This is a genomic window from Mastigocoleus testarum BC008 (assembly GCF_001456025.1).
GTDB lineage: Bacteria > Cyanobacteriota > Cyanobacteriia > Cyanobacteriales > Nostocaceae > Mastigocoleus > Mastigocoleus testarum.
In genome coordinates, this window is the sequence record NZ_LMTZ01000156.1 from 34,383 (window position 1) to 58,211 (window position 23,829).

At 36.9% G+C, this 23,829-nt stretch carries 20 protein-coding genes; 12 read left to right on the forward strand and 8 right to left on the reverse strand.

Annotated features, from left to right (window positions below; genetic code table 11):
• Positions 1–6: 6 nt before the first annotated feature.
• A complete protein-coding gene (locus BC008_RS42065; RefSeq protein ID WP_027842416.1) occupies positions 7–1,047 on the forward strand; it encodes a hypothetical protein in 1,041 nt (346 codons plus the stop codon).
• Between the two features lie 744 nt (positions 1,048–1,791).
• Here BC008_RS42065 and BC008_RS42070 read toward each other — a convergent pair.
• Positions 1,792–2,304, reverse strand: a complete 513-nt coding sequence (locus BC008_RS42070; protein WP_027842417.1) for a hypothetical protein — start codon at positions 2,302–2,304, stop codon at positions 1,792–1,794.
• A gap of 597 nt (positions 2,305–2,901) precedes the next feature.
• Positions 2,902–5,490 (reverse strand): M1 family metallopeptidase, encoded by a 2,589-nt coding sequence (locus BC008_RS42075; RefSeq protein ID WP_027842418.1) that lies wholly within the window; start codon positions 5,488–5,490, stop codon positions 2,902–2,904.
• A gap of 773 nt (positions 5,491–6,263) precedes the next feature.
• Here BC008_RS42075 and BC008_RS42080 point away from each other — a divergent pair.
• From BC008_RS42080 to BC008_RS42100, 5 genes are all read left to right on the forward strand, one after another.
• The gene (locus tag BC008_RS42080; protein WP_027842419.1) at positions 6,264–7,925 is read left to right on the forward strand and encodes a DUF3352 domain-containing protein; all 1,662 of its coding nucleotides are present in this window, start codon (positions 6,264–6,266) and stop codon (positions 7,923–7,925) included.
• Positions 7,926–8,349: 424 nt separating this feature from the next.
• A complete protein-coding gene (fni, locus tag BC008_RS42085) occupies positions 8,350–9,393 on the forward strand; it encodes a type 2 isopentenyl-diphosphate Delta-isomerase (protein WP_036267664.1) in 1,044 nt (347 codons plus the stop codon).
• A 291-nt stretch (positions 9,394–9,684) separates the two neighbouring features.
• Complete coding sequence (gene sppA, locus BC008_RS42090; protein ID WP_027845860.1) at positions 9,685–11,520, forward strand: signal peptide peptidase SppA; 1,836 nt, start codon at positions 9,685–9,687, stop codon at positions 11,518–11,520.
• A gap of 169 nt (positions 11,521–11,689) precedes the next feature.
• Positions 11,690–11,929 carry a hypothetical protein gene (locus tag BC008_RS42095; RefSeq protein WP_058184702.1) on the forward strand — a complete coding sequence of 80 codons (240 nt, stop codon included), beginning with the start codon at positions 11,690–11,692 and terminating at the stop codon, positions 11,927–11,929.
• Between the two features lie 73 nt (positions 11,930–12,002).
• On the forward strand, positions 12,003–12,983 hold the full coding sequence (locus BC008_RS42100) for an RsmB/NOP family class I SAM-dependent RNA methyltransferase (RefSeq protein ID WP_058184704.1): 981 nt from the start codon (positions 12,003–12,005) through the stop codon (positions 12,981–12,983).
• A gap of 66 nt (positions 12,984–13,049) precedes the next feature.
• On the opposite strand, the gene BC008_RS42105 is transcribed toward BC008_RS42100, so the two are convergent.
• Both BC008_RS42105 and BC008_RS42110 read right to left on the reverse strand, forming a co-directional pair.
• On the reverse strand, positions 13,050–13,454 hold the full coding sequence (locus tag BC008_RS42105) for a PPC domain-containing DNA-binding protein (RefSeq protein ID WP_027845862.1): 405 nt from the start codon (positions 13,452–13,454) through the stop codon (positions 13,050–13,052).
• Between the two features lie 250 nt (positions 13,455–13,704).
• Positions 13,705–14,322: a MotA/TolQ/ExbB proton channel family protein gene (locus tag BC008_RS42110; RefSeq protein ID WP_235596017.1), complete on the reverse strand. Its 618-nt coding sequence runs from the start codon at positions 14,320–14,322 to the stop codon at positions 13,705–13,707.
• Between the two features lie 315 nt (positions 14,323–14,637).
• Between BC008_RS42110 and BC008_RS42115 the strand changes: the two genes are divergently transcribed.
• Both BC008_RS42115 and BC008_RS52955 read left to right on the forward strand, forming a co-directional pair.
• Positions 14,638–16,146: a UbiD family decarboxylase gene (locus BC008_RS42115; RefSeq protein ID WP_027845864.1), complete on the forward strand. Its 1,509-nt coding sequence runs from the start codon at positions 14,638–14,640 to the stop codon at positions 16,144–16,146.
• Positions 16,147–16,226: 80 nt separating this feature from the next.
• Positions 16,227–16,385: a hypothetical protein gene (locus tag BC008_RS52955; RefSeq protein ID WP_063800864.1), complete on the forward strand. Its 159-nt coding sequence runs from the start codon at positions 16,227–16,229 to the stop codon at positions 16,383–16,385.
• Here BC008_RS52955 and BC008_RS42125 read toward each other — a convergent pair.
• Positions 16,382–17,266, reverse strand: a complete 885-nt coding sequence (locus tag BC008_RS42125; RefSeq protein WP_036267770.1) for a mechanosensitive ion channel family protein — start codon at positions 17,264–17,266, stop codon at positions 16,382–16,384. The genes BC008_RS52955 and BC008_RS42125 overlap by 4 nt on opposite strands.
• An 18-nt stretch (positions 17,267–17,284) precedes the next feature.
• On the reverse strand, positions 17,285–18,514 hold the full coding sequence (locus BC008_RS42130; protein WP_027845939.1) for a hypothetical protein: 1,230 nt from the start codon (positions 18,512–18,514) through the stop codon (positions 17,285–17,287).
• Positions 18,515–18,964: 450 nt separating this feature from the next.
• Between BC008_RS42130 and BC008_RS42135 the strand changes: the two genes are divergently transcribed.
• The 3 genes from BC008_RS42135 (at position 18,965) to BC008_RS42145 (ending at position 21,453) form a co-directional block, all read left to right on the forward strand.
• Positions 18,965–19,540 (forward strand): carboxymuconolactone decarboxylase family protein, encoded by a 576-nt coding sequence (locus tag BC008_RS42135; RefSeq protein WP_027845938.1) that lies wholly within the window; start codon positions 18,965–18,967, stop codon positions 19,538–19,540.
• A 248-nt stretch (positions 19,541–19,788) separates the two neighbouring features.
• The gene (locus tag BC008_RS42140; RefSeq protein ID WP_027845937.1) at positions 19,789–20,160 is read left to right on the forward strand and encodes a transposase; all 372 of its coding nucleotides are present in this window, start codon (positions 19,789–19,791) and stop codon (positions 20,158–20,160) included.
• Positions 20,161–20,760: 600 nt separating this feature from the next.
• Entirely contained in the window at positions 20,761–21,453 is a 693-nt protein-coding gene (locus tag BC008_RS42145) for a globin family protein (protein WP_058184706.1), read from the forward strand.
• 10 nt (positions 21,454–21,463) lie between these two features.
• Here the strand turns inward: BC008_RS42145 and BC008_RS42150 are convergent, their stop codons facing one another.
• A complete protein-coding gene (locus tag BC008_RS42150; protein WP_027845935.1) occupies positions 21,464–21,739 on the reverse strand; it encodes a hypothetical protein in 276 nt (91 codons plus the stop codon).
• Positions 21,740–22,014: 275 nt separating this feature from the next.
• Entirely contained in the window at positions 22,015–23,253 is a 1,239-nt protein-coding gene (locus tag BC008_RS42155; protein ID WP_027845934.1) for a zinc ribbon domain-containing protein, read from the reverse strand.
• 225 nt (positions 23,254–23,478) lie between these two features.
• Here BC008_RS42155 and BC008_RS42160 point away from each other — a divergent pair, with 225 nt between their 5' ends.
• Entirely contained in the window at positions 23,479–23,673 is a 195-nt protein-coding gene (locus BC008_RS42160; RefSeq protein ID WP_058184707.1) for a hypothetical protein, read from the forward strand.
• Positions 23,674–23,829: the final 156 nt, after the last annotated feature.

The following is a 23,829-nucleotide window of genomic DNA, read 5'->3' on the forward strand; positions in this document are numbered from 1 at the left end:
AGCCCTATGAACTCAAAAGGACAATTGAAACCTCCCCCCCAAGACTTTATACAACCCCTCCTGGGATTACGAGACCATTATGCTCGTCTGGTAAAAGAGTACGAGACTCTATATCAAAACGCACGTTCCCAGCTAGCCCATGTAGAAGCATTGCTAACAAATAATAGCGATGTAAATGGTCTTAATGGAAATAATTCTGTAACGTTACTAGATGCAACACCAGTTAGTGTTACAGAAGCATCGTTAACTACAGAGGAAATTACTAGCAGCAGTGACTCTTTACCAAAATCTCTCACAGCAGCAAACAAAACAAGTGAGGATACTCAACAAGCAAACAAGCAGGAATTAGGTGGAACTTCGGGTTCTTCGCAAGACTCAGATGCTTCTTCTTCTCCACGTACAACTGCAACTGTTCAGAAAAGTAACAAATCTAAGCAGCTGGTTCCTGATATTCCAATGGTTGCTGAATATGAAACCCTAACCAGAATGCAAGCAATAGAAAAGCTATTGCAAGAGCATATTGGTGGAGTATGTCACATAGATTTTATTGTGCGATCGCTTTACGGAGATTTAGAGCCAAACTTATTTAAAGTGGTCAAAGGGAGAGTTCAATCTTCTCTAACCCACGGTAAAGAAAAGACTTATTGGTCTGCAGTTCCTGAGGAACCTGGTTGTTACACCTTTGATTTAGAAAAGTTACCGCTCAAAAAAGGTAAGTCAAAATCTAAAGCAAAACAAAAGAAACGTAAACCGTTTGTGCTGCCGAAAACCAGGCGTATACCAATGCTCAGAGCCTACGAAGGTAAGTTCTTAATTGACGCCATTTCTGATTTTCTAGAAGAAAATAAAGGAACCATTTTCAGTGTGGCTGATATTATTACTGGGCTTTATGGGGACTTAGACGAGCAGCAATTGCGGGAAATTAAAAGCGCCGTCCTCAATGAATTATCTAGAGGTTATCGTATCGGCAGATTCTCTAGAGTACCGAAAAAAATAGGCTATTACACCTGGGAGATGGATGCAGCTAAAGAAAAAACAGCGAATTAGTTTATTTTATCTGTTTTAGTTGCCCGAATCCGTTAAAACCAGTTGAATCTAAATCTCTAAAAATCGCATGAGAATCGGATTTTATCCTTTATTACTGCGATTTTAGAGATTTATATTTTGTACAAATAATTGGCGTAAATTTGACTTACTTTGTATTTGTAATTTCCTCACTTTTAGTTCTATCATCATAATGATCGCAAGAAAATCTATAATTATTTTTATACCAAGTATCTGTTTGGACAAAATCAACTGAGCGCAAGATTTTAAAAATTAGGCATGAATTCACTTAGAAGAAATGCTACTAGTAGTGCTAGGCGTAAGTCAAAATATAATCTCTGCCCATTATGGTACGCTTGGGGCACAGCAAAGTCCTAAAAAAGTCAAACGTCATAATAGACTGGGCAAGAAGGTGATAAAAAGTTTACTAATCATGGTTTTTAGGGCGTCTACGACGTTAGCGGCTCCGTAAGCAGTGCAGCTATAGCTATAGCGTGTCCGTAGGACAAACAGGATTCTATTAATGCCTAACCTAGTCACTAAATGCCGTACAAATAATTTGGACTATCAGTTAAAAGCACTTGATTCTACTTATATTTCTGACTGATACTCCTTAATTTTCTTTGCTTAATAATAAGATAATTTAATATTTAAAGATAATTAATTATTTAAAGATAATTAATATATAAAATTAGGTGGCTGTTACAGCCACCATTACTTCTAGTAGATTTAAATCGTAACTTTCAATCAAGCAGCTAAAACAAAGTCAACGTCCTCGCTACCTTCGGTTTCAGACTGACCGGATTGTAATTTGTTGCCATTTACATCAATAGCAAAGGGAGTATCTTCAAGATTTAAGTTATAGTCTGTTTTTTCACCGGTGTAACCAACACTAGCAATCATTTTTCTGCCAGCATCAGTATACTTAAAAGCTAACATTTGATTTTTTTCTTGTTCATTGTCATACGCCCAGATAACCATATATTGTTCGCCTTGATAGTCAAAAATTTTGGGCGGACGATTGGGAACATAACGACCAGCATCACCAAAGCTCACATCTAAAAATTCTTGAACAGAGCTTTCTTCTACAGTTGCATAAGCAACTTCTTCTGGTGAAGTTGCTTCAGCATCGCCTTCACTCTCATCAATAACTTCTTCTTTCCCGCGATTTTGAAAATAATCTACTGCTGCTTTGGTTCCGATTGCGCCAACAGCTGCAATTCCAGTCCCAACAAGTATATTGCGCAGTGTTTTATTCATGATTGACTCCGATTGCTGAAAGTACCGTCGTAAATAGTAGCATCACTTACGCGAAATTATCTATCTCTATATTGTTTTTTTGATATCAGGATAAATGTAATATTTGTATCCTGAAATTACTTGAATAGCTGCGTTAATAAGTGACGTAATTTTAAATTATTTATCGACTGTATTGCAGTTATTGAAAGATTATAAGGAATTTATCATTAGTTGATTAATAATTTATAATTTATGATTATAACCTTTTATGAAAATTGCAATAATAAATATGAGTTATATTGACTCAGGTGCACAATCATTCAATAAAAGCCAATAAGATAATATTTTTATACACTAGTTGTAGCGATAAAATATAAATATCTATTAGGATGGGAATCCTAACTTTAGTTAATCGAAAATTAAAATTTTAATTAAAAATTAAAATCTAAAATAAATATATTGAAAGTATGAATTCATAACAGTCTTAAATTATTCGCGCAAATAGAAATCATTAAAATATAAAATGTAGAGATACGATATATCGTACCTCTACCTAAATATCCGATATTTCAGTTAAAAATTAACCTGAAAGTGAACCGTTAATTAAATTTAGATTTGTTACTTGGACTTAGCTTCCAAATTTTCTAAACGGCTTCTTAAGTCCTGATTCTCCTTCTTGATTTGATCAAGTTCTTCACGTAATTTACGCACAGCGCTATCGGAGCCAATACTTTTTTGTACTTTAGGGATTTGCTCTTCTGCAAGACGACGTACTCTTCCATCTGGAGTTTGATTCGCCAAAGTTTGCAAAATCGCGATCGCTTTAGGTGTTTCCATTTGTCCCAAAGCTACTGCAACTGCGACTTGAGTTAGAAAGAAGGTTTCTTTTGCTAGTTCTTTTAACTTATCTAAGATGTTTTCTAAATTAGCAGGAGTTTGACCGATGCTAATTTTACCCAAGGCGCGGATTGCAGACAAACGTAGTGCTTGGGGTACTCCAGGCTTACTATACTCTATCAAAACATTCAAGGCTGCTTCACTGGTTTTTAATTCGGCTAAACCTGCTATAGCACCACTTCTAACGACCTCATTCCAACCAGCTTTTTCTTGTAAGACAGATTTGAGTAACTTGATAACTTTTTCTTCCTTGGGTTTTTCATCTTCCCCAGAAGCTGCAGCTATTGAACCAATAGCACTGGCTGCAGAGGCTTCCACATAATAACTGTTGTCTCCATCTTGAACTAAATTTTTCAAAGCTTTGTAACTTTCATGGGTTTTGATATCTGCTAATGTTTGAACCACTGCTCGGCGCACAAAAGCATTTTGGTCTGCTAAACCAACAATCAAAGCATCAAAAGCTTGATTTAGTTTGATTTTGGCAATTTGCTTTGCAACTTCAACCCGGACGCCCCAAAATCGGTCATTTTTCAAAGCTTCTGATAGTGCTTTCAGGGCTTCTAAACCACCTTTCTTTGCTAAAGCTGCAGCTGCATAGATCCGAGAGATAGGATCAGGATCTAATTCTAGCTGTGCTTTCAATTCTGGAATTGAGTATTCTAAAGATACAGTTTTGAGAAAATGATTGCCTGCATCAAAACTAATAAAATCAGGTTTGGATTCCAGAGGGAAGTAAAAACTTTGTTCGCGTTCATTAATCCGCACAGTGAAGATTTTAGATGTTGGTTCTCCTTCCTGCTTATAACCAAACCCGATGGGAATTTTTAGATCAAATAAATCTTTGCTGCTACCATCTGCTTTTGCTTGGGTTTGAGTAACTGTAACTTTTGCTAAATTTGCATCTCCGTCCCAGGAGTAAGTAACTTTAAAGTCAGGATGACCTCCACGATAAACGTATTGATCGAAGAGAAACATTAAATTGCGACCAGTTGCTTTCTCAATAGCCCGCAGTAAATCTATTGTTTCTACGGTTTGATGGGCATTATCCCCTACAAAAGTTTGAATTGCTTTCCAAAATAACTCGTCGCCTAATTCAGCACGAATCATATGATATACGCAAGCACCTTTCTCGTAAATATGGCGATCGTATAACTCTATGGCTTCCCGGTAAACGTGAGTTACCATTGGACGACGATAGCGATTACTATCTTCAGCTAAATAGCTTCGGGCTTCTTTTAAACGATAGTATGCAGCTTCTTCGGCTCCATATTCATTGTCTGTCCACATGACTTCTGAATAAGTTGCCATTCCTTCTTTTACCCAAGCATGGGACCAATGTTTAATTACAACTAGATCGCCAAACCACTGATGTGCAAGTTCGTGAACGACTAAACTTTCAGCAAAACGATTATCTAATGCTGCCCTTTTATCCAACAAACATCTATCGGTTAAAAGTGTGGTGGAAGTATTTTCCATCCCACCAAAAATAAAATCTTCAACGCAGACTTGAGCATATTTGGGATAAGGATAGGAATAACCATATTTTGCACTGAGGAACTCCATCATTTTAGGAGTTTTGCTCATCGTGCGCTTGGCGTCATCTTCTCTACCTTTTTCAACATAATAAGTAACTGGAATGTCATTCCAGCGATCGCTAATGACAGCAAAATCACCGACCGCTAAAGTCATTAAGTAGGTTGGATGAACTTCTTCCTGGGACCAATGATAGATTTTTTTGTCCCCATCTACTTCTTCAGCAATTAGTTTACCGTTGGAAACAGCAATAAATGATTTGGGGATGCGGACGCGAATTGCTGAAGTTGATAATTGTCCGGGGTAGTCAAAACAGGGGAACCAGTAGCGGGAATCTTCATCTTCACCCTGAGTCCAAACTTGGGTATTTTTTTTCGGATAGTCTTTGTTCGGTGCAACAAAATAAATCCCGCGTTGGGGTTTTTCCACAGAATAGGCAATATCGATAATTATCTGTTTACCTATTTGAGTTTGTTGGTTAAGCTCGATTTCTAATTTCTCACCATCGTAATCAAATTTTTGCCCAACCTCATTGACCTGGATGGATTTAATGTTGAGGTTGACAGCATCTAAGGTCAGACGGTCGATATTGCTGCGAATCGGATTTAAGGTAATCTGACAATTCCCTTGGTAACTTTGATTGGGAATATCCAAATCGAGATCGAGAAAAATATGTTCTACCTGTCCCGGACGGTCGGGATTATATTGAGGTTTTGAACCTGGTAACTCAAAAGATTTATGACGGTTATTTTCCGTATCGAAATAAGATTTCAGCATTGATTTTTCTAACTATGATTTTTTCTAGCTACGAAATGTAAATCTGATGGGGTCAAATAAGAACACTTGCTAAGTATTTTGGCAAAAAAATAAAGGTGTGGTTAAATTTTTCTTTCCCCTTTAAATTCTGTCTGCCCCGTTCTAAATAAATATTGGCGCGTGTAAATGGTTTGAATAGTTTAAATATTTTCTTCTGCTTAAACTAATTCAATACCACAAGCATATGCTATGTTATTAATTCTTTCATCCTGATTTCTAACTCCTTTTTCAAATTCCCGATAGATAAATTGACAAGATTAGGTAATTCTTAACAATACAATTTAATTGAAAATATTCATCAAAATTAGAATTCTGATTTTATTTGACAATTTCTTTCTGATTTGTCCCGACTTAATATGTTCTGGATAATAAACCTAACAAGTACTAGAAATACTTGCACTATCTTTTGCCTTTGTTTTTTCCTTTGAATATTAGTTTTATTAAGTCCTATGTTTTATTAAGTCCTATATTCTATGACAATTTCATCCTTTATTCACAAATTAAAATTATTTTTTAGTTAAATAATTATGTCATTTATCTAGGGACCATAGCACTCTGTTTCCCCAGTTTTTTCTAATTGCAGTAATCAAAATCGAAAATAGTATGCGGTACGACCTCAAAAATCAGTAAATATCGCTAAATTACAATATTCCTTGCATAAATCCGAATACTTTACCATGACGTTTGTAGTTTGTTAAATCAAAATTTGAAAGAAAGAGGTTAAATTAACGATAATGCCACAAAATAAAGCAAAATTTTTAATTCCTGCAGTAGGTGCAGCTTTAGTACTTGGAGGAATTGCAACTGCAACTTATTTATTCTTAAAGGGTGGTCCTTCTGGAACGATTTCAGATGCTTTAGGTAGTGCAAAATTGGTTCCAGATGAAGCAATTATGACAGCCTATATCTCAACCGATCCCGAACTATGGTCGAATCTAGAAAATTTTGGAACTCCAGAAGCGCAAAAACTAATTACTCAAGGTCTAGAAGATTTCAAAAAAGATTTGACGAAAGATAGGGACCTTTCCTATGAAAAAGATTTAAAACCTTGGTTGGGTGGAGTAATGTTCGCTGTGCTTCCACCAAATCCAGTTCAACCGACTCAAGGTACTCCTCAAGATCGGTCAGAGCCCAATTTACTGATGGTTGTAGGAGTGAAGGATAAACTCGCAGCGTTAGATTTTTCCAAAAAACTAAAATCACAAAAAGACGTTGAGACAAAGGAAATAGATTATAAAGGCGAAACAATTACACAAACTATTGAAAATAAAGGAGCACCTAGTTACAGTGCGATTTTAAACGACCGGGTAGTCCTTGCTCCCAACAAGGAAAACATACAGCAAGCGATTGATACCTATAAAGGTGAAGCATCTTTTGCGAGTAAGCCTGGGGCGGATAAATTATTTAATCACAATGTAGACTTACAAAATACTTTAGTAAAAGTATATGTACCTGACTATGGAAACACTGTAAAACAATTACTTACCACCAACTCTTCCTCTCAAGTACCTCCACAAACCTTGGAACAGTTGAAGCAGGTTAAATCTATGGTCGGGGCGATCGGAGTTGATAACGTGGGGATTCGGATGAAAGCGACTGCAAATCTGGATCCCCAACTTGCTGAATACCAGTATCCAAATAGTCCTTCAAATTTAGTCAATCTGTTTCCGGTAGATACTATTGTTTCTGCAAATGGTAAAGATTTAAAAGATGTTTGGTCAGCTTTTGTCAAACAGTCTGAAACTAATCCCGAACTTAAGCAAGCCCTTCAGCAAACAAGAACTCAACTGCAAACTGTCAATATTGATTTAGATAAAGATATTTTTAGCTGGATGAATGGAGAATTTGCATTAGCTTTAATTCCTGCAAATCAAGGAGTTTTAGCAAATACTGGTTTTGGTGCGGCGCTGGTATTTGACACGAGTGATCGCCAAACTACTGAAGCAACGTTCAATAAAATCAATAATATTGCCCAAAATCAACTACCTATCAGTATTCAGAAAGGTAAAATTGGCGATAAAGACGTTACCAAGTGGGAATTTCCGGGACAAGGTGCTTTAGTAACCCAAGGTTGGTTGGATAATGACACAGTATTTATGGCTGTTGGTGACTCTGTAGCACAAACCGTCGCAACTGCAAAAAATCCATCTTTGAAAGATAGCGACCCTTTCAAAACTATCGCTGGTTCTTTACAACAGCCAAATAGCGGTTATTTTTACCTGAATATGGATCAAAGTATGAATATATTTGACCGTTTTGCTGCATTACAGCCAATTCCTAAGGAAGCAAGAACTGTCCTGGATTCGATTCGTGGTGTGGGTATGACAGCGAATAATCCTAACAAAGAAACTTCGCAATTTGAATTTGTGCTAGCACTTAAGCAGAAAAGTCAATAAGAAGTAAGGAGTAAGGAGTCAGAAGTCAGGAGTCAGAAGTCAGAAGTCAGGAGTCAGAAGTCAGAAGTCAGAAGTCAGAAGTCAGAAATCAGGAGTAAGGAGTCAGAACAGACAGCGCAATACCTACGATACGCTACGCTAGCGACGCGAGCAGGAGTCAGGAGTCAGAATATGACCTGCGGTCACGCAATACCTATAGCTGCGCTAAGAGCGGATCCGGTACGCTGTCGCTAGACGCTAACAGAAGTCAGGACTTAAGAGTTATTCTTCAGTATGTTCTTCTAAATACCCAATCCCCAACTTTACACTACTTTCCAAACTTCCCACGCTCCCCACACTTCCCACACTTCCCAAACTTTTGCCCATCCCCAATCCTTAATGGGAAAATAATATCAACCGATCCACAGTTACAATACCTCCAAATATGACCGACGCAGCTACCCAAGTTCGTAAAGCAGATCACATCCGTATTTGTCTGGAAGAAGATGTACAGTTTCGCCAAATTTCCAATGGATTAGAACGTTATCGTTTCACCCATTGCTGTTTACCAGAACTAGATCGTAATAATATCGATCTCACTACTCAGTTTTTAGATAAACAGCTTGGCGCACCTATACTCATTTCTTCCATGACAGGAGGTACAGAACAAGCTGCGACCATCAATCGTCGGTTAGCGATCGCAGCACAACAATACAAAATCCCTATGGGTGTAGGCTCTCAACGAGTAGCCCTAGAAAAGCCAGAAGTCGCAGATACTTTTGCTGTACGTAAATATGCTCCTGATATACCTTTATTTGCTAACTTGGGTGCCGTACAACTCAACTACAACTGTGGTTTAGAACAATGTTTGCGAATTGTTGATATCCTAGAAGCAGATGCTTTAATTTTGCATATCAACCCACTACAAGAATGTATTCAACCCCAGGGAGATACAAATTTTCACGGGTTATTTGACAAAATTGAAACCGTTTGCTCAAAATTGCCAGTTCCAGTTATCGCCAAGGAAGTGGGAAATGGAATATCGGCAGCCATGGCGAAAAAACTCCTTGCTGTTGGGGTAACTGCAATAGATGTAGCTGGTGCGGGGGGAACATCCTGGGCAATGGTGGAAAGCGAACGAGCCCAAAATACTATGGGACGTCGTTTGGGCAGAACATTTTCTGATTGGGGTTTACCTACGGCTGAATGTATTAAAAGTATTAGAAAAGTAGATGGAAATGTACCTTTAATTGCTTCAGGAGGATTGCGTCACGGATTGGATATCGCAAAGTCCATTGCTTTGGGAGCTAATATTGCAGGATTGGCAATGCCTTTTTTGAAAGCTGCTGCTACTTCAGAAATAGCTGTATGCGAACTAATAGAAGTTTTGATTGCTGAAATTACTACTGTACTATTCTGTACTGGTAATATTGATATCGAACAGTTGAAGCGTTCACAAAGTTTACAACTAGTACAAAGATTAGAATAGTAAAAGATTAGAATATTAAAAGATTAGAATAATTTAAGTGGTCATATTAGAACTTAATTATTTCTGTTCTGTGTGAGGAATTTAGTGTAAATACGAGGGACTTTCAAGTCAAAATATACCACCCTTCAGAAAGGAGTTGATGCGTCCCTATGGTTCGCAAATTATGGTGTGAATGATTTTTGAAACTCCTTAAACCAACAGTCTAAAGTCAATAGTTGTTGGTTCTAATTTTCTTTCAATGACGACTAAAAACTGAATACTCCTAATAAAGAACTAAATCTAATTCTAAAAATGGCCAATTTTGTTAAACAAACTTTTGCTAGCTTAGTAGGAAGTTTGCTGGGATTATTTATTTTTTTTGGTATTGGAACTACCGGATTGCTTCTGCTGCTACTTGCAGCCACTTTTTCTCGAGAGCCCGAACCAGTTGTAAAAGATAAGTCATTTTTGGTATTTGACCTATCAACGAAAATTACTGAAGGAGAGCCCAAATCTAGTCAATTTTTTCAACAAGTAATATCAGGTAATTACCAAAAACAAATTTCGCTCAGAGCTTTAGTGGATACGGTTGAAAAAGCTAAAAATGATAAACGGATTATTGGTATTTACTTAGATGCAAGTAAAGCAACCCAAGGAGAAGCTGAAGGTTTTGCAACTTTGAGGGAAATCCGTCGTTCTTTAGAAAAATTTCGTGATTCGGGGAAAAAGATTGTTGCTTATGGAACGAACTGGGGGGAAAAAGGATATTACCTGAGTTCGGTTGCTGATACTGTAGCAATAAATCCTTTAGGAGGGATGGAAATCAACGGTTTTAGCTCTCAACCGATGTTTCTTGCTGGTGCTTTTGAAAAGTACGGTGTTGGGGTACAAATTGTCAGAGTTGGAAAGTTTAAAGGAGCTGTCGAGCCATTTGTACTGAAAAAGCTAAGTCCAGAAAATCGAACTCAACTTCAAGTATTGCTTAATGATTTGTGGTCTGAGTGGCGCACAACGGTAGGTAAAACGAGAAAAATTACCCCACAACAGTTACAGCAGATAGCTGATAATCAAGCCGTATTATTAGCAGATCGAGCTAAAGCTAATGGTTTAGTTGATAAAGTCGCCTATGCTGACGAGGTGATCGCCGATCTGAAGAAATTGACTGGTAGTAAGAAACAGGACGAAAGCTTTCGGCAAATTAGTTTGGCACAATATACAAAAACCCGCGATACTTCTTCACCTACTAAACGCAGGTCGAAGAATAAGGTTGCTGTTGTCTATGCTGAAGGTGCAATTGTCGATGGTGAAGGAGAAAATGAACAAATTGGTGGCGATCGCTTTGCCAAAATATTCCGAAATATCCGTCAGGACAAGAATATAAAAGCGGTGGTTTTGCGAATTAATAGTCCTGGGGGTAGTGCAACTGCGTCTGAAGTTATGCAAAGGGAAATACGTCTAACCCAAAAGCTAAAACCTGTGGTGGTTTCTATGGGGGATGTTGCAGCTTCAGGAGGTTACTGGATTGCTGTGGATTCCAACCGAATTTTTGCTGAACCAAATACTGTTACGGGTTCTATTGGCGTATTCGGAAGCATATTTAATATTCAGGAATTAGCAAACGATAATGGTATTACTTGGGATAGTGTCAAAACTGGACGTTATGCTGACAGTCAAGGTGTTTCTCGCCCTAAATCTCCCCAAGAATTGGCGATTTATCAGCGCATAGTTAATAGCATTTACGATGTATTTTTAAATAAAGTTGCCAAAGGTCGCAATCTTCCCAAAGCAAAAGTTGCAGAAATTGCTCAAGGAAGAGTTTGGTCGGGTAGCAGAGCGAAGCAAATTGGTTTAGTTGACGAAATTGGTGGTCTGGATAAAGCAATTGCACATTCAGCTAAATTGGCAAAATTAGGCAATAATTGGCAATTGAAAGAGTATCCAAGGCTGAGTTCATTTGAGGAACGCTTTTTTGGTATAGCCAAGGAAGAAGTAAGTGCAATTATAACTCAGCAAAAATCTCAAGAGTTACTATCTCATCCACTTGGAGGTGAACTTCGTAAGCTCAAAGAAGAGATAGAAATTTTTGAAAATATGAAGGATCCCCGGGGTGTATATGCTCGTTTACCTTTTAATTTTCGGATTGAGTAGGAACAGTTATCAGTTAACTGTTAACAGTTAACAGTCACCAATCACTTAACTCATTACTCCTTACTCCTTACTCTTTACTCCTGACTCCTACTGTGCTTTACGCCCAACTAGGTTAACGCTGTAAGCGCGGTCTGTCCTGACTCCTGACTTTTTACTTTTGAATTTATTTATGGATCTACAAACCAAACGCCTTTTGCTACTTGTTGTTTCTTGTTGCGTGATCGGTATAGTTTTTGGTGGTGTTATAAGTTGGACGCAAAGTAATACTTGTTTGCAGGCAAGTAATATAACTAGTCAGTGTCTAACCCAGAATCCCATTGAAAAAATTATACAGGGAATGGGAACTGGTTTGGGAGCAGGTGCAGGGGCAGCTTTTGGGATTGCGTGGCAATTTAACCATAAAAGTTAGATGTCTATTTCCTGTTTGCTTCGAAATAAATATTATCTCCTAAGTGATATGTCTGTTATTCAATAGATCGGGTATGGGAAAACCTTCGAATTTATTATTAAAACTATCTAGGCGTATATTTGAAGATATTGAATCAAGGGAAAAATTTGTTGAAGCATTAATCAACCCCAAACCCTTCCATCCTTGTATTCTTTGGTGTCGAGAAAAACCCCAAAATTCTCCATTTGACACAGAATTTCCGATTGATTGGCAGCCTGATTTTATTGATCGTTTATCTTTAGCAACTAAACCAGGTAAACATCCACTCCACGAACAAGGATACTTTTACTGCTTGGATTTTTCGTCCGTATTTGCAGCATCAAGTTTACTCACAATTTCTCCCCAAAGAACTTCTCAGCCAGTAAATACAATATTTGACATGTGTGCTGCGCCAGGAGGGAAGAGTATCTTTGCTTGGAAACTTTTACAACCGAACTTACTTATCAGCAATGAAGTAATAGGCAAACGTTTGGGAATGTTAATCTCTAATTTTAAACGTTGCCATATTAATGCCCACACAATAGTAAATAGAGATTCCAGTATTTTTGCCGAAAATATATCTTTATCCAGTAACTTAGTAATTGTCGATGCTCCCTGTTCTGGACAATCTTTACTTGCTAAAGGAGATAAAGCTCCGGGATGTTTTCATCCAACTACTATTAATAAAAATGCGAATCGTCAAAAGCGGATTATTGCTAATTCGGCTAAAATTGTTGCCCCACAAGGATATCTTTCCTATACTACTTGCACTTATTCGCCAGAAGAGAATGAAAGAATTTGTGAATGGTTATTAAAAAAATTTCCTCAGTTTAGAGCAATTGAGATTAATCATTTGCAAGCCTATAGATCTCAATTAACAAGTATTCCTTGTTACCGCATGTTTCCACAATCAGGCTTGGGTGCAGGTGCATTTACAGTTTTGTTTCAAAATACTGAGGAAAAAGCGGTAAAATCAATAAATATAGAGATTCTATCAAGTTTCACTAATATAATCGGAGGGACTACGCACAAGTAAAAAGTCAAAACTAAGTGTGTATAAAAGTAAGTTAAATCGATCAAGAAGTGTCAGATGCGATAGTGTTCATTTTTCAGTAGTGGAGATAATTTCTAATTCTGGATATCCAGTTTCTCGATCCATATTTCGAATGAACGTAAAATCATCGCTACTACCAATAATAATTTCTGCTGTGGTGTAGATGATACAACCATCAACTAAATGTCCGCCAATTACATTACCGTATTGGTTAGAAACTGTAATGTGTAAATGGCATCCAGTATTGGCAATAGTGCCATTTAAAGCAAGTATTTCAAAGTAATTATTTAAAACAATAGCTTTATCTTGATTTGCAAAACGGATGGATGCTTCTTTTAAACTACCTGCTGCAGTTACTACGAATCCTGCGGTAATATTTTTGTCTTGAGCAAAATTTTGTAAACTCTGACGTAAATCCTGATTTGGTTCGAGTCTGAGGGGGAATAATTTCATGACTTTTCGTACCCACAACTAAAGCTACAAATCTGTATTTTAATTGTTAAAGGTGAACTCAAATCAATTAATTTTCTATAATATAGTATTCACAATAAATATGGAGAAAAAACAGTTTTAGCGTTCGTAACCGGCACTGCATTTCAGCAAAAAAAAACACAGATAAACATTTTACGGAGTTTACCTGTGCGAACTTTACTCTAGCCAAAATCTAAAAATTTCTAAATCTTGTTTACACCAATTTGAAATTTTATTTAAATTGTGATTCTAAATATTGTGAAGATTCATACCAATTTTGTAAGTAAGTTAATTCCAATTCACTAGCAACTTTCGAGAAAAACTCTATCTGTTGCGATCGCAGATTGGTGAATAATTTTAAGAAAAGTAAAGCAATCACAGCTACACCAATTCCGGTTGCAGAAGTAATTAAGGCTTCACTAAGACCAAAAGTTACTGCACTGACATCGGCAGAATCTACTTGGCCGTTCTTCATATTAGCAAATACTGCGTATAAACCGCCAATAGTCCCTAAAATTCCTAATAATGGGGCAATAGCAGCGACCATTTCTAAAACTTTTTCACCCTGACGCATACCTGTCAACTCCTTCGTTGTTGCTGCTTGTAGTGCGTGGTGAAATCCTTCTGGAGAAGGTTGTCTCAACCTCAATGGAGCTAACAAAAGACGACCTACCGCCAAATTTTGGGCACGAGAAGCAATTAATTCTGCATTTTCTAGGTCGACTTTCGCCGCTCTGAGAATTTCTTGCACTACCTTTTTTTCCCAAATCGTTAACCTTAACCAAAACCAAATACGTTCTAAAGCATAGGCGAAGGTTACAACTGATAAACCCAACAGGGGCCACATCATGAGACCGCCTTCTCGAAAGGTATGGAAGAATGTGGTCATTGTTATCAAGCTAAGTGCTGATAGGGTAAAAATTCAGGCTATCATTTCAGTAGAATAACCCATTATTGTGAATATAGGAGTTAAGTTGAATACAAGTGCTATCACCAATCCCTAATCCCTAATCCCCATATGACGCTGTCGCGTCACGCAATACCTATAGCTGCGCTAAGAGCGGATCCGGTACGCTTACGCTAGGCGCTAACGCCAATCCCCAATCCCATATAAAATATAAAACAGCGCTTCACATTTCTTAAATATCTATAATTTATAGGAACGATGGCAAGAGATTTACGGGGATTTATTAAAATTCTGGAAGAAAAAGGACAATTAAAGCGAATTTCGGCTTTGGTTGACTCGGAACTAGAAATTGCGGAAATTTCTAATCGCATGCTGCAAAAAGGCGGTCCAGGATTATTATTTGAAAATGTTAAAGGTGCTGATTTTCCTGTCGCCGTTAATTTGATGGGAACGGTGGAAAGGATATGTTGGGCGATGAATATGGAACATCCCCAAGAATTAGAAACTTTGGGGAAAAAGTTGGCGATGTTACAACAACCAAAGCCACCAAAGAAGATTTCCCAAGCAATAGATTTTGGTAAGGTTTTGTTTGATGTTGTTAAGGCGAAACCTGGGCGGGATTTTTTCCCTGCTTGTCAGCAAGTTGTTGTACAGGGCGATAATTTAGATTTAAATAAGTTACCCTTAATCCGTCCTTATCCTGGCGACGCGGGCAAAATTATTACTTTAGGATTGGTAATTACTAAAGATTGTGAGACGGGTACTCCAAATGTCGGTGTGTATCGCTTACAACTCCAATCCAAAAATACTATGACCGTACATTGGTTATCGGTAAGGGGTGGTGCAAGACATTTACGTAAAGCCGCTGAAAATGGCAAAAAATTAGAAATTGCGATCGCTCTGGGTGTGGATCCATTAATCATCATGGCTGCGGCGACACCAATTCCTGTAGATTTATCAGAATGGTTATTTGCTGGTCTCTACGGTGGTTCGGGAGTCCAACTAGCTAAATGTAAAACGGTAGATTTGGAAGTTCCTGCAGATTCTGAGTTTGTTTTAGAAGGAACAATTACTCCTGGAGAAGTGTTACCGGATGGTCCTTTTGGCGACCATATGGGATATTACGGTGGGGTGGAAGATTCACCTTTGGTTCGTTTCCAATGTATGACCCATCGCAAAGACCCGGTTTACTTGACTACCTTTAGCGGTCGTCCTCCTAAAGAAGAAGCAATGATGGCGATCGCATTGAACCGGATCTATACACCGATTTTGCGCCAACAGGTTTCGGAAATTGTCGATTTCTTCCTTCCGATGGAAGCTTTGAGTTATAAAGCGGCGATTATCTCTATTGATAAAGCATATCCAGGACAAGCACGACGAGCTGCTTTGGCGTTTTGGAGTGCTTTACCACAATTTACCTATACAAAATTTGTAATTGTCGTCGATAAGAATATCAATATTAGGGATCCGCGTCAGGTAGTTTGGGCGATTAGTTCCAAGGTTGACCCAACCCGAGATGTGTTTATTTTGCCCGATACTCCTTTTGATACCTTAGATTTCGCCAGTGAAAAAATTGGTTTGGGGGGACGGATGGGAATTGATGCTACTACCAAGATACCTCCAGAAACTGACCATGATTGGGGTGCACCTTTGGAGTCAGATCCGGAAGTTGCGGAAATGGTGGAAAGAAGATGGGCTGAGTATGGTTTAGATAATTTAGATTTGCAGGAGGTTGACCCTAATTTGTTTGGGTACGATATGAGATGAGTAATGAGTAATAAGTAATAAGTAATAAGTAATAAGTAATAAGTAATAAGTAATAAGTAATGAGTAATGAGTAATGAGTAATGAGTAACCAATTACCGATTACCAATTACCGATTACCAATTACCGATTACCAATTACCGATTACCAATTACCAATTACCGATTACCAATTACCAATTACCAATTACCGATTACCAATTACCAATTACCAATTCCCAGTCCCTAATCCCCAATCCCTAATCTTCAGGTGTATCCGCATCTTCTCGATTAAGATAACGGGGATAGGGAAGATTATATTTGGTAAATATCTTTTTTGCCCTTGTGGTTAGATCGGTTTTATAAATAAATTCATCTCTGGCGTCAAGGGGATAACTTTTTAGTTGAAACCGCGTTCCCCAACGAGTTTCTTCTACCCATACCAAAATCGGTAATTTTAAGTGAGTGTATTTACTTGTATGTGCGACGCGGTAAAGTATTTTTTTTACTAATTCAACATCTACTGAATGGTGTAGGAAAAATTCTGTAACAACTTGGGCTTCTAATGCTCCCATATTGGCATTGGAAACCGGATCCGTCCAAATTTTGTTGTGGGGAATGGTAACAATATTATCCTCTGGCGTTCTGAGGCGAATTCCTCTCAACCCGTAAGTTACCACCTCACCATAGTTATCTCCTAATTGAATGCGATCGCCGAGACGATAAGGTGCTTCAAATAAGCCGATAATTCCTGCTATGATCGAACTGGCGTAATCTTTAAACGCAAAACCCAAAGCTACAGCAATTGTTCCTGTAACAGCGAGTAAGTTGTCTCGTGACAGGTTCAAAAACAAGTTCATCAGAAATATAACCGTGATGGTTAGTACCATCATTCTTATAAAAGGAAGAAACTGTTTGACTTGCAGTCGTCGTTCTTTTGCAACTCGTTCGGACAACCAATTAAGTAACTTGTCAACCGCTTTAATTAGAATATAAGAAAAAGTCAAAGCTATTATTGCTTGAGCTACTTTTCCTGTAGTAATTTGAGTAATTACTTCTTGGGCTTGTTTTGCGGTCTCCTCTGCTGCATCCCCAGTAGATTGAGCTAATACATAATAATTTAGATACATCAAATTTAGATACATCAATAATTTAGTCAAAATTTAATCAAATTCATCAATTATAAAGTTGTTATTATCCAGTTCTCTTTTTACTCGAGGATAGTGAATGGGGTTTACGCTAAGTATGTCATCTTGTTGTTCGATTATCCCCATACGTCGTAAAATTCTCACTCTACCTTTGACCAAAGACTGTCGATCTCCCAAGCTATCAGCTAAGGCAGAAAGAGTTAAATCTCCGTGTAATACAATGGAGTATAAAATGTAAAGGTCATCTTGCTCTAGGCGTGGTAGTAATGGTAAATCGGGAGTCTTCATTCTCAAAACTCCGGACCCTTTTTCAATACCCGTATTTGTTTCTGTTTTTTTTGTTTCTGTTTTTATATCCGATTCTGCAGGTTCGTAGCAAAGTGAGTGTAAAAACACTTCTACAGCAACACTACTGACTCCTTCACTAAGAGATGCTAATCGATCGAAATATTTGGTTTGATTGCTTCGAGATTCCTCCGAATCACTAATAGCTTCCATCGGGTCGTCATCATCTGTATCTATTTCCCCAAAACTAATTTCGAACTCGTCAATAATAGGTTCTAACCAGGTTTGTAGTTGTTCGCCCTCAAGTTTTGGTAATACTAAAGAGTTACCACAATAAGCCTTAAAATGAGAAACGTGATTGAGATATTCCCAGCCAACTAAACCAGAACCAATTATCCAAAATCGGGAATGGTTTTGGAGTAACAAATCTTGCAAATAATCAATTCCTTCTAAACCTTCAAAACAGCGTAGATAACACCAATTTAAGTTGGGAATTACAATAACTTCTGATTTTTTTTCTTCTATCGCTGATTCCTGAACGTCTATTTGCCGACGCAACTCGGTAATAATATCTTGTTGTACTGGTCTACTATCTAATTGTAAGGGTCGCAAAGATACTTTATGTTCTTGTGCCCAATTATCATCTAAATCTTCAGTTAATATACGTAGAACTGTACTAACGGGAGAAGTTAGAATAACAAAAGAATTATCAGCATTTTTTGGATCGTCACGCCATTCTTTGAAAACTTCATCTAATCTAGAATGAATCGCTTCTAATTCTGCGCTATTAATGGGTAAATTTTCCACCGCAGCAACCAATTTCGACCTTAAAGACGGTGGTAATTCTGTCAGTAATGCTTCTGGTTCTTGAGCTTCCTTTTGATTGGTGGGGAACCAGGAAAGTAAGAAGTCACGGCTATTTTGTAACCAATTTTGAAATTCTTCAAATAATCCACCCATCTTATATCAGTTGTCAGTTATCACTTATCAGTTTAGTGGAGTTATGGATTGTCTTGAACTATATTATGTCTAGTTTAACCTTCATAGGACTTACGCAAAATCAACGTAATTACGTCATTACGTTAGCGCTTAGCGGAAGCGTACCGTAGGTATTGCGTGTTCGTTAGAACAAGCGTTAGCGACGTAATCTCCCGAGACGCTGGGATTGCTTTCCTACACTGCGTTCCGGTCGCAATGACAAATCTATGTCCTGCGGACACGCGATGCTAACGTTGCGTAAGTCCTGCTTCATACTCCCCTATGAGATTTTGCAAAAATATGAAAGCTATAAACAATTAATTGAGCTTGCATATAAAAAAGCATTGCATCAGTTATTGTCTCGTCATTCTCATACGGTTAATGTTAGGGTGCGCTAATGCTAAGTCCCAAAAACATCTTAGGAGTTTAAAGATGACAAGAGTACCGCTTGTTAAACCTGATGCTGTTGAGGATCCTCAGATTGAAGAACTGTTTAATTGGGTTACGCAGATGGAGGGTGCTGTTCCCGATCATTTCTATATGGAGATGAATTTCCCAGAATATTTTAAAGCTAAACTGGGATCCTCAAAAATTCTTTGGCAAATGGGAGAGCTTTCGATTTCAGAAATTCAACATGTGGGAATTCTTGTTTCCAAGGCAAATAATTGTCCCTATTGTACTGCGGCATTTTGTACAATTTTGAACTATGGTTTGGGTACAGAAGAAGAATATGTAACGAATCTTGCTTCTCAAGGTATTGAAGCTGTAGAAGATAATCGATTGAAAACAATTCTGGATTTTGTGTTAAAGACAAACAACGATCCAAAATCCCTTGAGGATGAAGATTTTAATCGTTTGCGGGCTGTAAATTTGACTGACAAAGGGATTGTGCAATTAGTTCACTTGGTAGGTGATTTTGCATCTTACAATCACTTTAACTTAGCGCTTCAGACAGATTATCATTTTCGTGACATCTGGCGTACAGTTGCTTTTCCTGGAAATTCATAGGTTTAATAGAAGTCATCAATTACGAGCTGAATTTGAAAGATTCGCTTTGAGACGTAGCACTGCTACGTCTCTATAATTATGTGAGATTAGGTTTCATTTAAGCGATAAGCCTTTTGGGAATCAACCGCAAGTATTCCCAATAATTTATTTTCATTTTGCAGATTTGTAGCTTTAAAAAATATCCATTGGAGTAAAATCTGAAGTATTAATAACTACTTGTATTGAGGCTCAGAACTCTGAGCCTCAATATGACATTAAATAACGATAAATACTTAGGCATTCTTGAGCAAATTCGCTGGAATGGTAAGCCAAAGTGTCCTTACTGCAAGTCAAATAATGCTACAGCTTACAAAAGTGAAAAAAGATATCGTTGTAATTCATGCTACACATCATTTAGCGTTACTGTTGGTACAATTTTTCACAAAACTCATGTGAGTTTAGATAAATGGTTTTTGGCGATTCGATTGGTGATTAATTCCTGTGGAGGTATTAGTGTACGTCAACTTGCATCAGAGGTTGGGGTTAATAAAAATACTGCTGCTTCTATGGTGAAGCGGATTAAGGAGGAGATGAAGCAGGATTCTGATGTGTTGAGGAGATTTGCACAAATCAGGTCTTAGAAGTTTTTTAAAGTTCCCCTTCAGTGGGAGAAAGGGTTTTTTGTGTTTTTAATAATTCACAAATTGCTTTGTAGAGACGTAGCATTGCTACGTCTCATCTCTTGGGGTGATGAGAGATCATTGGAATGAATGAATGGTGCCTTATGGTGGACACCTCACAAAAGTAATTTATACAACGTACAAGATGGTATTAATACTGCTACACTCTTGCATTAGATTCATCTGGTTTTAAAGAAGTGATTTATTGTTTGCTATTGGTTTTGTGACAATCATAGTACTTACGCAAAAGCAATTTAGTTACGTCATTACGAGCGATAGCATTCGCGCAGCGTTTCCGTAAGTAAATAGTAATAGCAAAACTCTGCGATTGCTTCCCTACACTGCGTTTCAGTCGCAATGACAAATCTTCGTTGCGTAAGTCCTGAATTATTTGAGAGGTATTATTATTAGTCCGCTTATTAAGGAGATTTATAACCCACAAGTTATTTAAGAAAACTTAAGTATTTCAGTAAAAATTAGTGCAAGTAGAACTATAAATACTATAGCTAATAATTTTTAATTAACTATTAGTTTATTAAAATGATGTGTGATGTGTGAGTTATGAGCCCAACACAAGATCCAGTGAAGTGGACTGATTCTGTGACTGCAATTGTTGGCATTATAAGTGCAATTATTACTCTGCTAACATATATAGATGGTAGACGTAAAGGTAAATCGTCAGAAACTATTATAAAAGAAACTCTTATAAAGGGAGAATTAATATTCATAAATAGTTCTGTGAGTATCCTACAAAAAACTGAAAAAATTGCACCCAAGTCAGAATCACTTAAAAGTATAAATTCAAATATTGTAAATTATAAGAAAAACTTGGAAGATAAGCTTGAAGCCTTAAAAAGACGCTTTGAGTACAGCCAAGAAGCTCATAATTGGTTAGATAAAAATAGGAAATCTTTATCTAGAGAAGCTGGTAGATATGCTTTAAATAAGTGTCCTGAGCTAATTAATATTAATCAAGATACAGTCTCGAAGGAGAATATTATAAAATTCTACCGGCAAATTAACTTCTATCTTGATTTGATTTGTGGTTGTCTTAAATTCGGCAGATCTAATATTTTAGATAAATCACCTATTTTTCAGCTTGTACATCTTGATTTATATCTAGAAGCATTCGCATTTATTAAAGAAAAAGTTAAAACTAAGAGTGCTTCAAATAATTTATCAAAAGAAGCTTCTTCTCAAATAGTACTTTATGTAGATGATTTAATTGACATTATTCGTACTAAAACTCAGTAGATTTAACGCTTTAATATTCTTCATTCATTAGTCTTGTCAAAGCTGATAATAAATACTTATCTTCTTCTAAGTTTATGTTTTCTACCACATAATAGCGTAAGTTCGATACTTGTTTTTTTGATGTATTTACGCAGTTAAACATTCCTGGGAAATTATAGTCATCACTTCCGAAGATATTCTGGGCGGCGTTTAAGTACTTTTCAGACTCTTCTAAGTAATATTCAAGTTCTGACAGAAACTGTTGAAGCTCGTCAAAAAAGTAATAGCCTTGATTATCTTGTGGCATGGGTACAATGGTAATTTTTTACAATTATTAGCTTGATGTTAATAATTTGATTCTTAGCAATCACTACCGCTAACTAGGACACCCCAAAATTATTTTTTTATCCCACCAAAACAAAAAGCAGCAACTTTAAAATCTAAAATGCTAAAACGTGATACGCAGCCCGATCGTAATTCCCACTCACCCTTTAAAAAAATCCATAGACAGCGCTTTCACCTGTCTCATCCGCTCAAAATCTCTATATCGTGAAACGATAGTCAAATTTTATTTAAAATCTTCTACAAATTACCAATATCCTGAGAATACCCACAATGCTTACAGTAAGACAAATACTTGTAAGTCATATTATGACAATTTGGACATTCAACGTATTGATGATAGCCACAATGGGGACAATAAGTATCATTGTTCCGAATTTTCTTCGCACACCTGATACAACTTAGTTTTTGAAATCGATTACTTGCTTGAATTTTAGTGTTGAAGACAATTTTTTGAAAGAATTTTATAATTCCAAAACCTATCAGGGGAATAAATAAGATATAAAGATAACTGACAAGGAATCTTAATCCACCAAATAATATTTGGATAAAATCAAAAATAAATTCAAAGATTGCACCAAACTGCAAAAATTCAAATACTTTAATAATTAATGGGATAAAGAATATAACTAATAAATGCCAACTAATTAGGGAAATTAACCCGTACCCTCTCCCCATTGCAAATCTATGAATAGATAATGCGAGCACAATCAGTGGAATGAGGAATAAAGATTGAAAAGCCAGTTGAATAGTTGGATACCAAAATGAAGCTTGTTTATAGCCTTTATCAACTTTGTCAAATTGATTTTTATCTTGAAGAAAGTTGAGAAAAGTAATACTTTCTGGTTTGTCAGTTAATTCTTTTTTCAGGTTAGATATTTCTTTTTCCAGAGTGGAAATATTACGAGTATTTTTATCTAACTCAATTTTTGCTTTCTCTGCACTGACTTGATTAATTGATTGTCCGCGAGGTTGACCAGCAATCTTTTCTAAGAGCGTGGAATCATATTGAGCGCGAATTTTAGTATTTGCTCGATTTAATTCGTTGATTTTAAATTCTTTGTTTTCGACAATATTTACTATCTCCTGATTTTTAGGGTTATTAACTTTATCTTTGTATTGTGCATAATTTAGACAAGTTTGAGAAACTTTTCCTAAATGCTCTGACTCAGCTTGTCGATATATCTCTTCTTGTTGTAGTTTACTAAACTTAGATGGTAGTGATTTTTTGATAATGTTATAGTCTTTATCCTGATTATTTCCTGCACGGTAACTTTGCCATTCAGAATGACATGGATAAGCTTGATAAGGACTTATATACCACCTACTGATATCATCAATCCCAGTAAACACATTGATGAGTATAAAAATGTCAATTAAAACAATGACAACCAAACTTACCTTATTCAAGGGTTCGTTGTTGATTGTTCTGGATTTTCTGAAAAAATTTCTAAAAATCCTTTTGATTCTCGCCAACATATATTTAATTTCCGTTATTAATAAAGTTTTGATATAGATACTTAAGTTATACTTCCCAACTCGTGTATTTATTTGTAACAAGTAACAAAAATTTTCCAGATAAAAATTTTCCAGACTGCTTATTTCGATGATTTATTTCTTTGGAATTATCAAGAAAAGGGTGCGATCGCGCTTATTTCCAAAGTCTGGCATAATCAAACATACTCAAATCAATTTAAGAAACGAATGTCCGCAGACGAGTACGATACCCCTTGGAAAGAAGCAATTGAAAGCTACTTTCAGGAATGCATCGAATTTTTCTTTCCCATTGCAGCAGCAGGAATCAACTGGAAACAGGGATACACCTTAGTTACAGCAAGTAGTTCGCGATGCAAAATTTGGACAAAGGTTTGTAGACAAACTAGTAGTCTTTTTCATTAATTATGACGGATTGGTTTGTTGTCAAAACCCCCGTAGAGACGTTGCATGCAACGTCTCTACAACCCATCAAAACTAATTAATTAAGCGATGTGGACTTTTAAGTCCACAAGCGGACTGCGATAGGCGTAGCCACCTGCTTGCAGATCGCCCCACAGG

Bases quoted from the DNA above. Each gene is read 5' to 3' on its own strand.
- BC008_RS42115 (WP_027845864.1), top strand. From the start codon at position 14,638: ATGGCAAGAGATTTACGGGGATTTATTAAAATTCTGGAAGAAAAAGGA.
- BC008_RS42150 (WP_027845935.1), bottom strand. From the start codon at position 21,739: ATGCCACAAGATAATCAAGGCTATTACTTTTTTGACGAGCTTCAACAG.
- BC008_RS42075 (WP_027842418.1), bottom strand. From the start codon at position 5,490: ATGCTGAAATCTTATTTCGATACGGAAAATAACCGTCATAAATCTTTT.
- BC008_RS42100 (WP_058184704.1), top strand. From the start codon at position 12,003: ATGGGAAAACCTTCGAATTTATTATTAAAACTATCTAGGCGTATATTT.
- BC008_RS42070 (WP_027842417.1), bottom strand. From the start codon at position 2,304: ATGAATAAAACACTGCGCAATATACTTGTTGGGACTGGAATTGCAGCT.
- BC008_RS42155 (WP_027845934.1), bottom strand. From the start codon at position 23,253: ATGTTGGCGAGAATCAAAAGGATTTTTAGAAATTTTTTCAGAAAATCC.
- BC008_RS42130 (WP_027845939.1), bottom strand. From the start codon at position 18,514: ATGGGTGGATTATTTGAAGAATTTCAAAATTGGTTACAAAATAGCCGT.
- BC008_RS42125 (WP_036267770.1), bottom strand. From the start codon at position 17,266: ATGTATCTAAATTTGATGTATCTAAATTATTATGTATTAGCTCAATCT.
- BC008_RS42095 (WP_058184702.1), top strand. From the start codon at position 11,690: ATGGATCTACAAACCAAACGCCTTTTGCTACTTGTTGTTTCTTGTTGC.
- BC008_RS42065 (WP_027842416.1), top strand. From the start codon at position 7: ATGAACTCAAAAGGACAATTGAAACCTCCCCCCCAAGACTTTATACAA.
- BC008_RS42110 (WP_235596017.1), bottom strand. From the start codon at position 14,322: ATGATGTGGCCCCTGTTGGGTTTATCAGTTGTAACCTTCGCCTATGCT.
- BC008_RS42140 (WP_027845937.1), top strand. From the start codon at position 19,789: ATGACATTAAATAACGATAAATACTTAGGCATTCTTGAGCAAATTCGC.
- BC008_RS42160 (WP_058184707.1), top strand. From the start codon at position 23,479: ATGTCCGCAGACGAGTACGATACCCCTTGGAAAGAAGCAATTGAAAGC.
- BC008_RS42145 (WP_058184706.1), top strand. From the start codon at position 20,761: ATGAGCCCAACACAAGATCCAGTGAAGTGGACTGATTCTGTGACTGCA.
- BC008_RS42105 (WP_027845862.1), bottom strand. From the start codon at position 13,454: ATGAAATTATTCCCCCTCAGACTCGAACCAAATCAGGATTTACGTCAG.
- sppA (WP_027845860.1), top strand. From the start codon at position 9,685: ATGGCCAATTTTGTTAAACAAACTTTTGCTAGCTTAGTAGGAAGTTTG.
- BC008_RS52955 (WP_063800864.1), top strand. From the start codon at position 16,227: ATGAGTAACCAATTACCGATTACCAATTACCGATTACCAATTACCGAT.
- BC008_RS42135 (WP_027845938.1), top strand. From the start codon at position 18,965: ATGACAAGAGTACCGCTTGTTAAACCTGATGCTGTTGAGGATCCTCAG.
- BC008_RS42080 (WP_027842419.1), top strand. From the start codon at position 6,264: ATGCCACAAAATAAAGCAAAATTTTTAATTCCTGCAGTAGGTGCAGCT.
- fni (WP_036267664.1), top strand. From the start codon at position 8,350: ATGACCGACGCAGCTACCCAAGTTCGTAAAGCAGATCACATCCGTATT.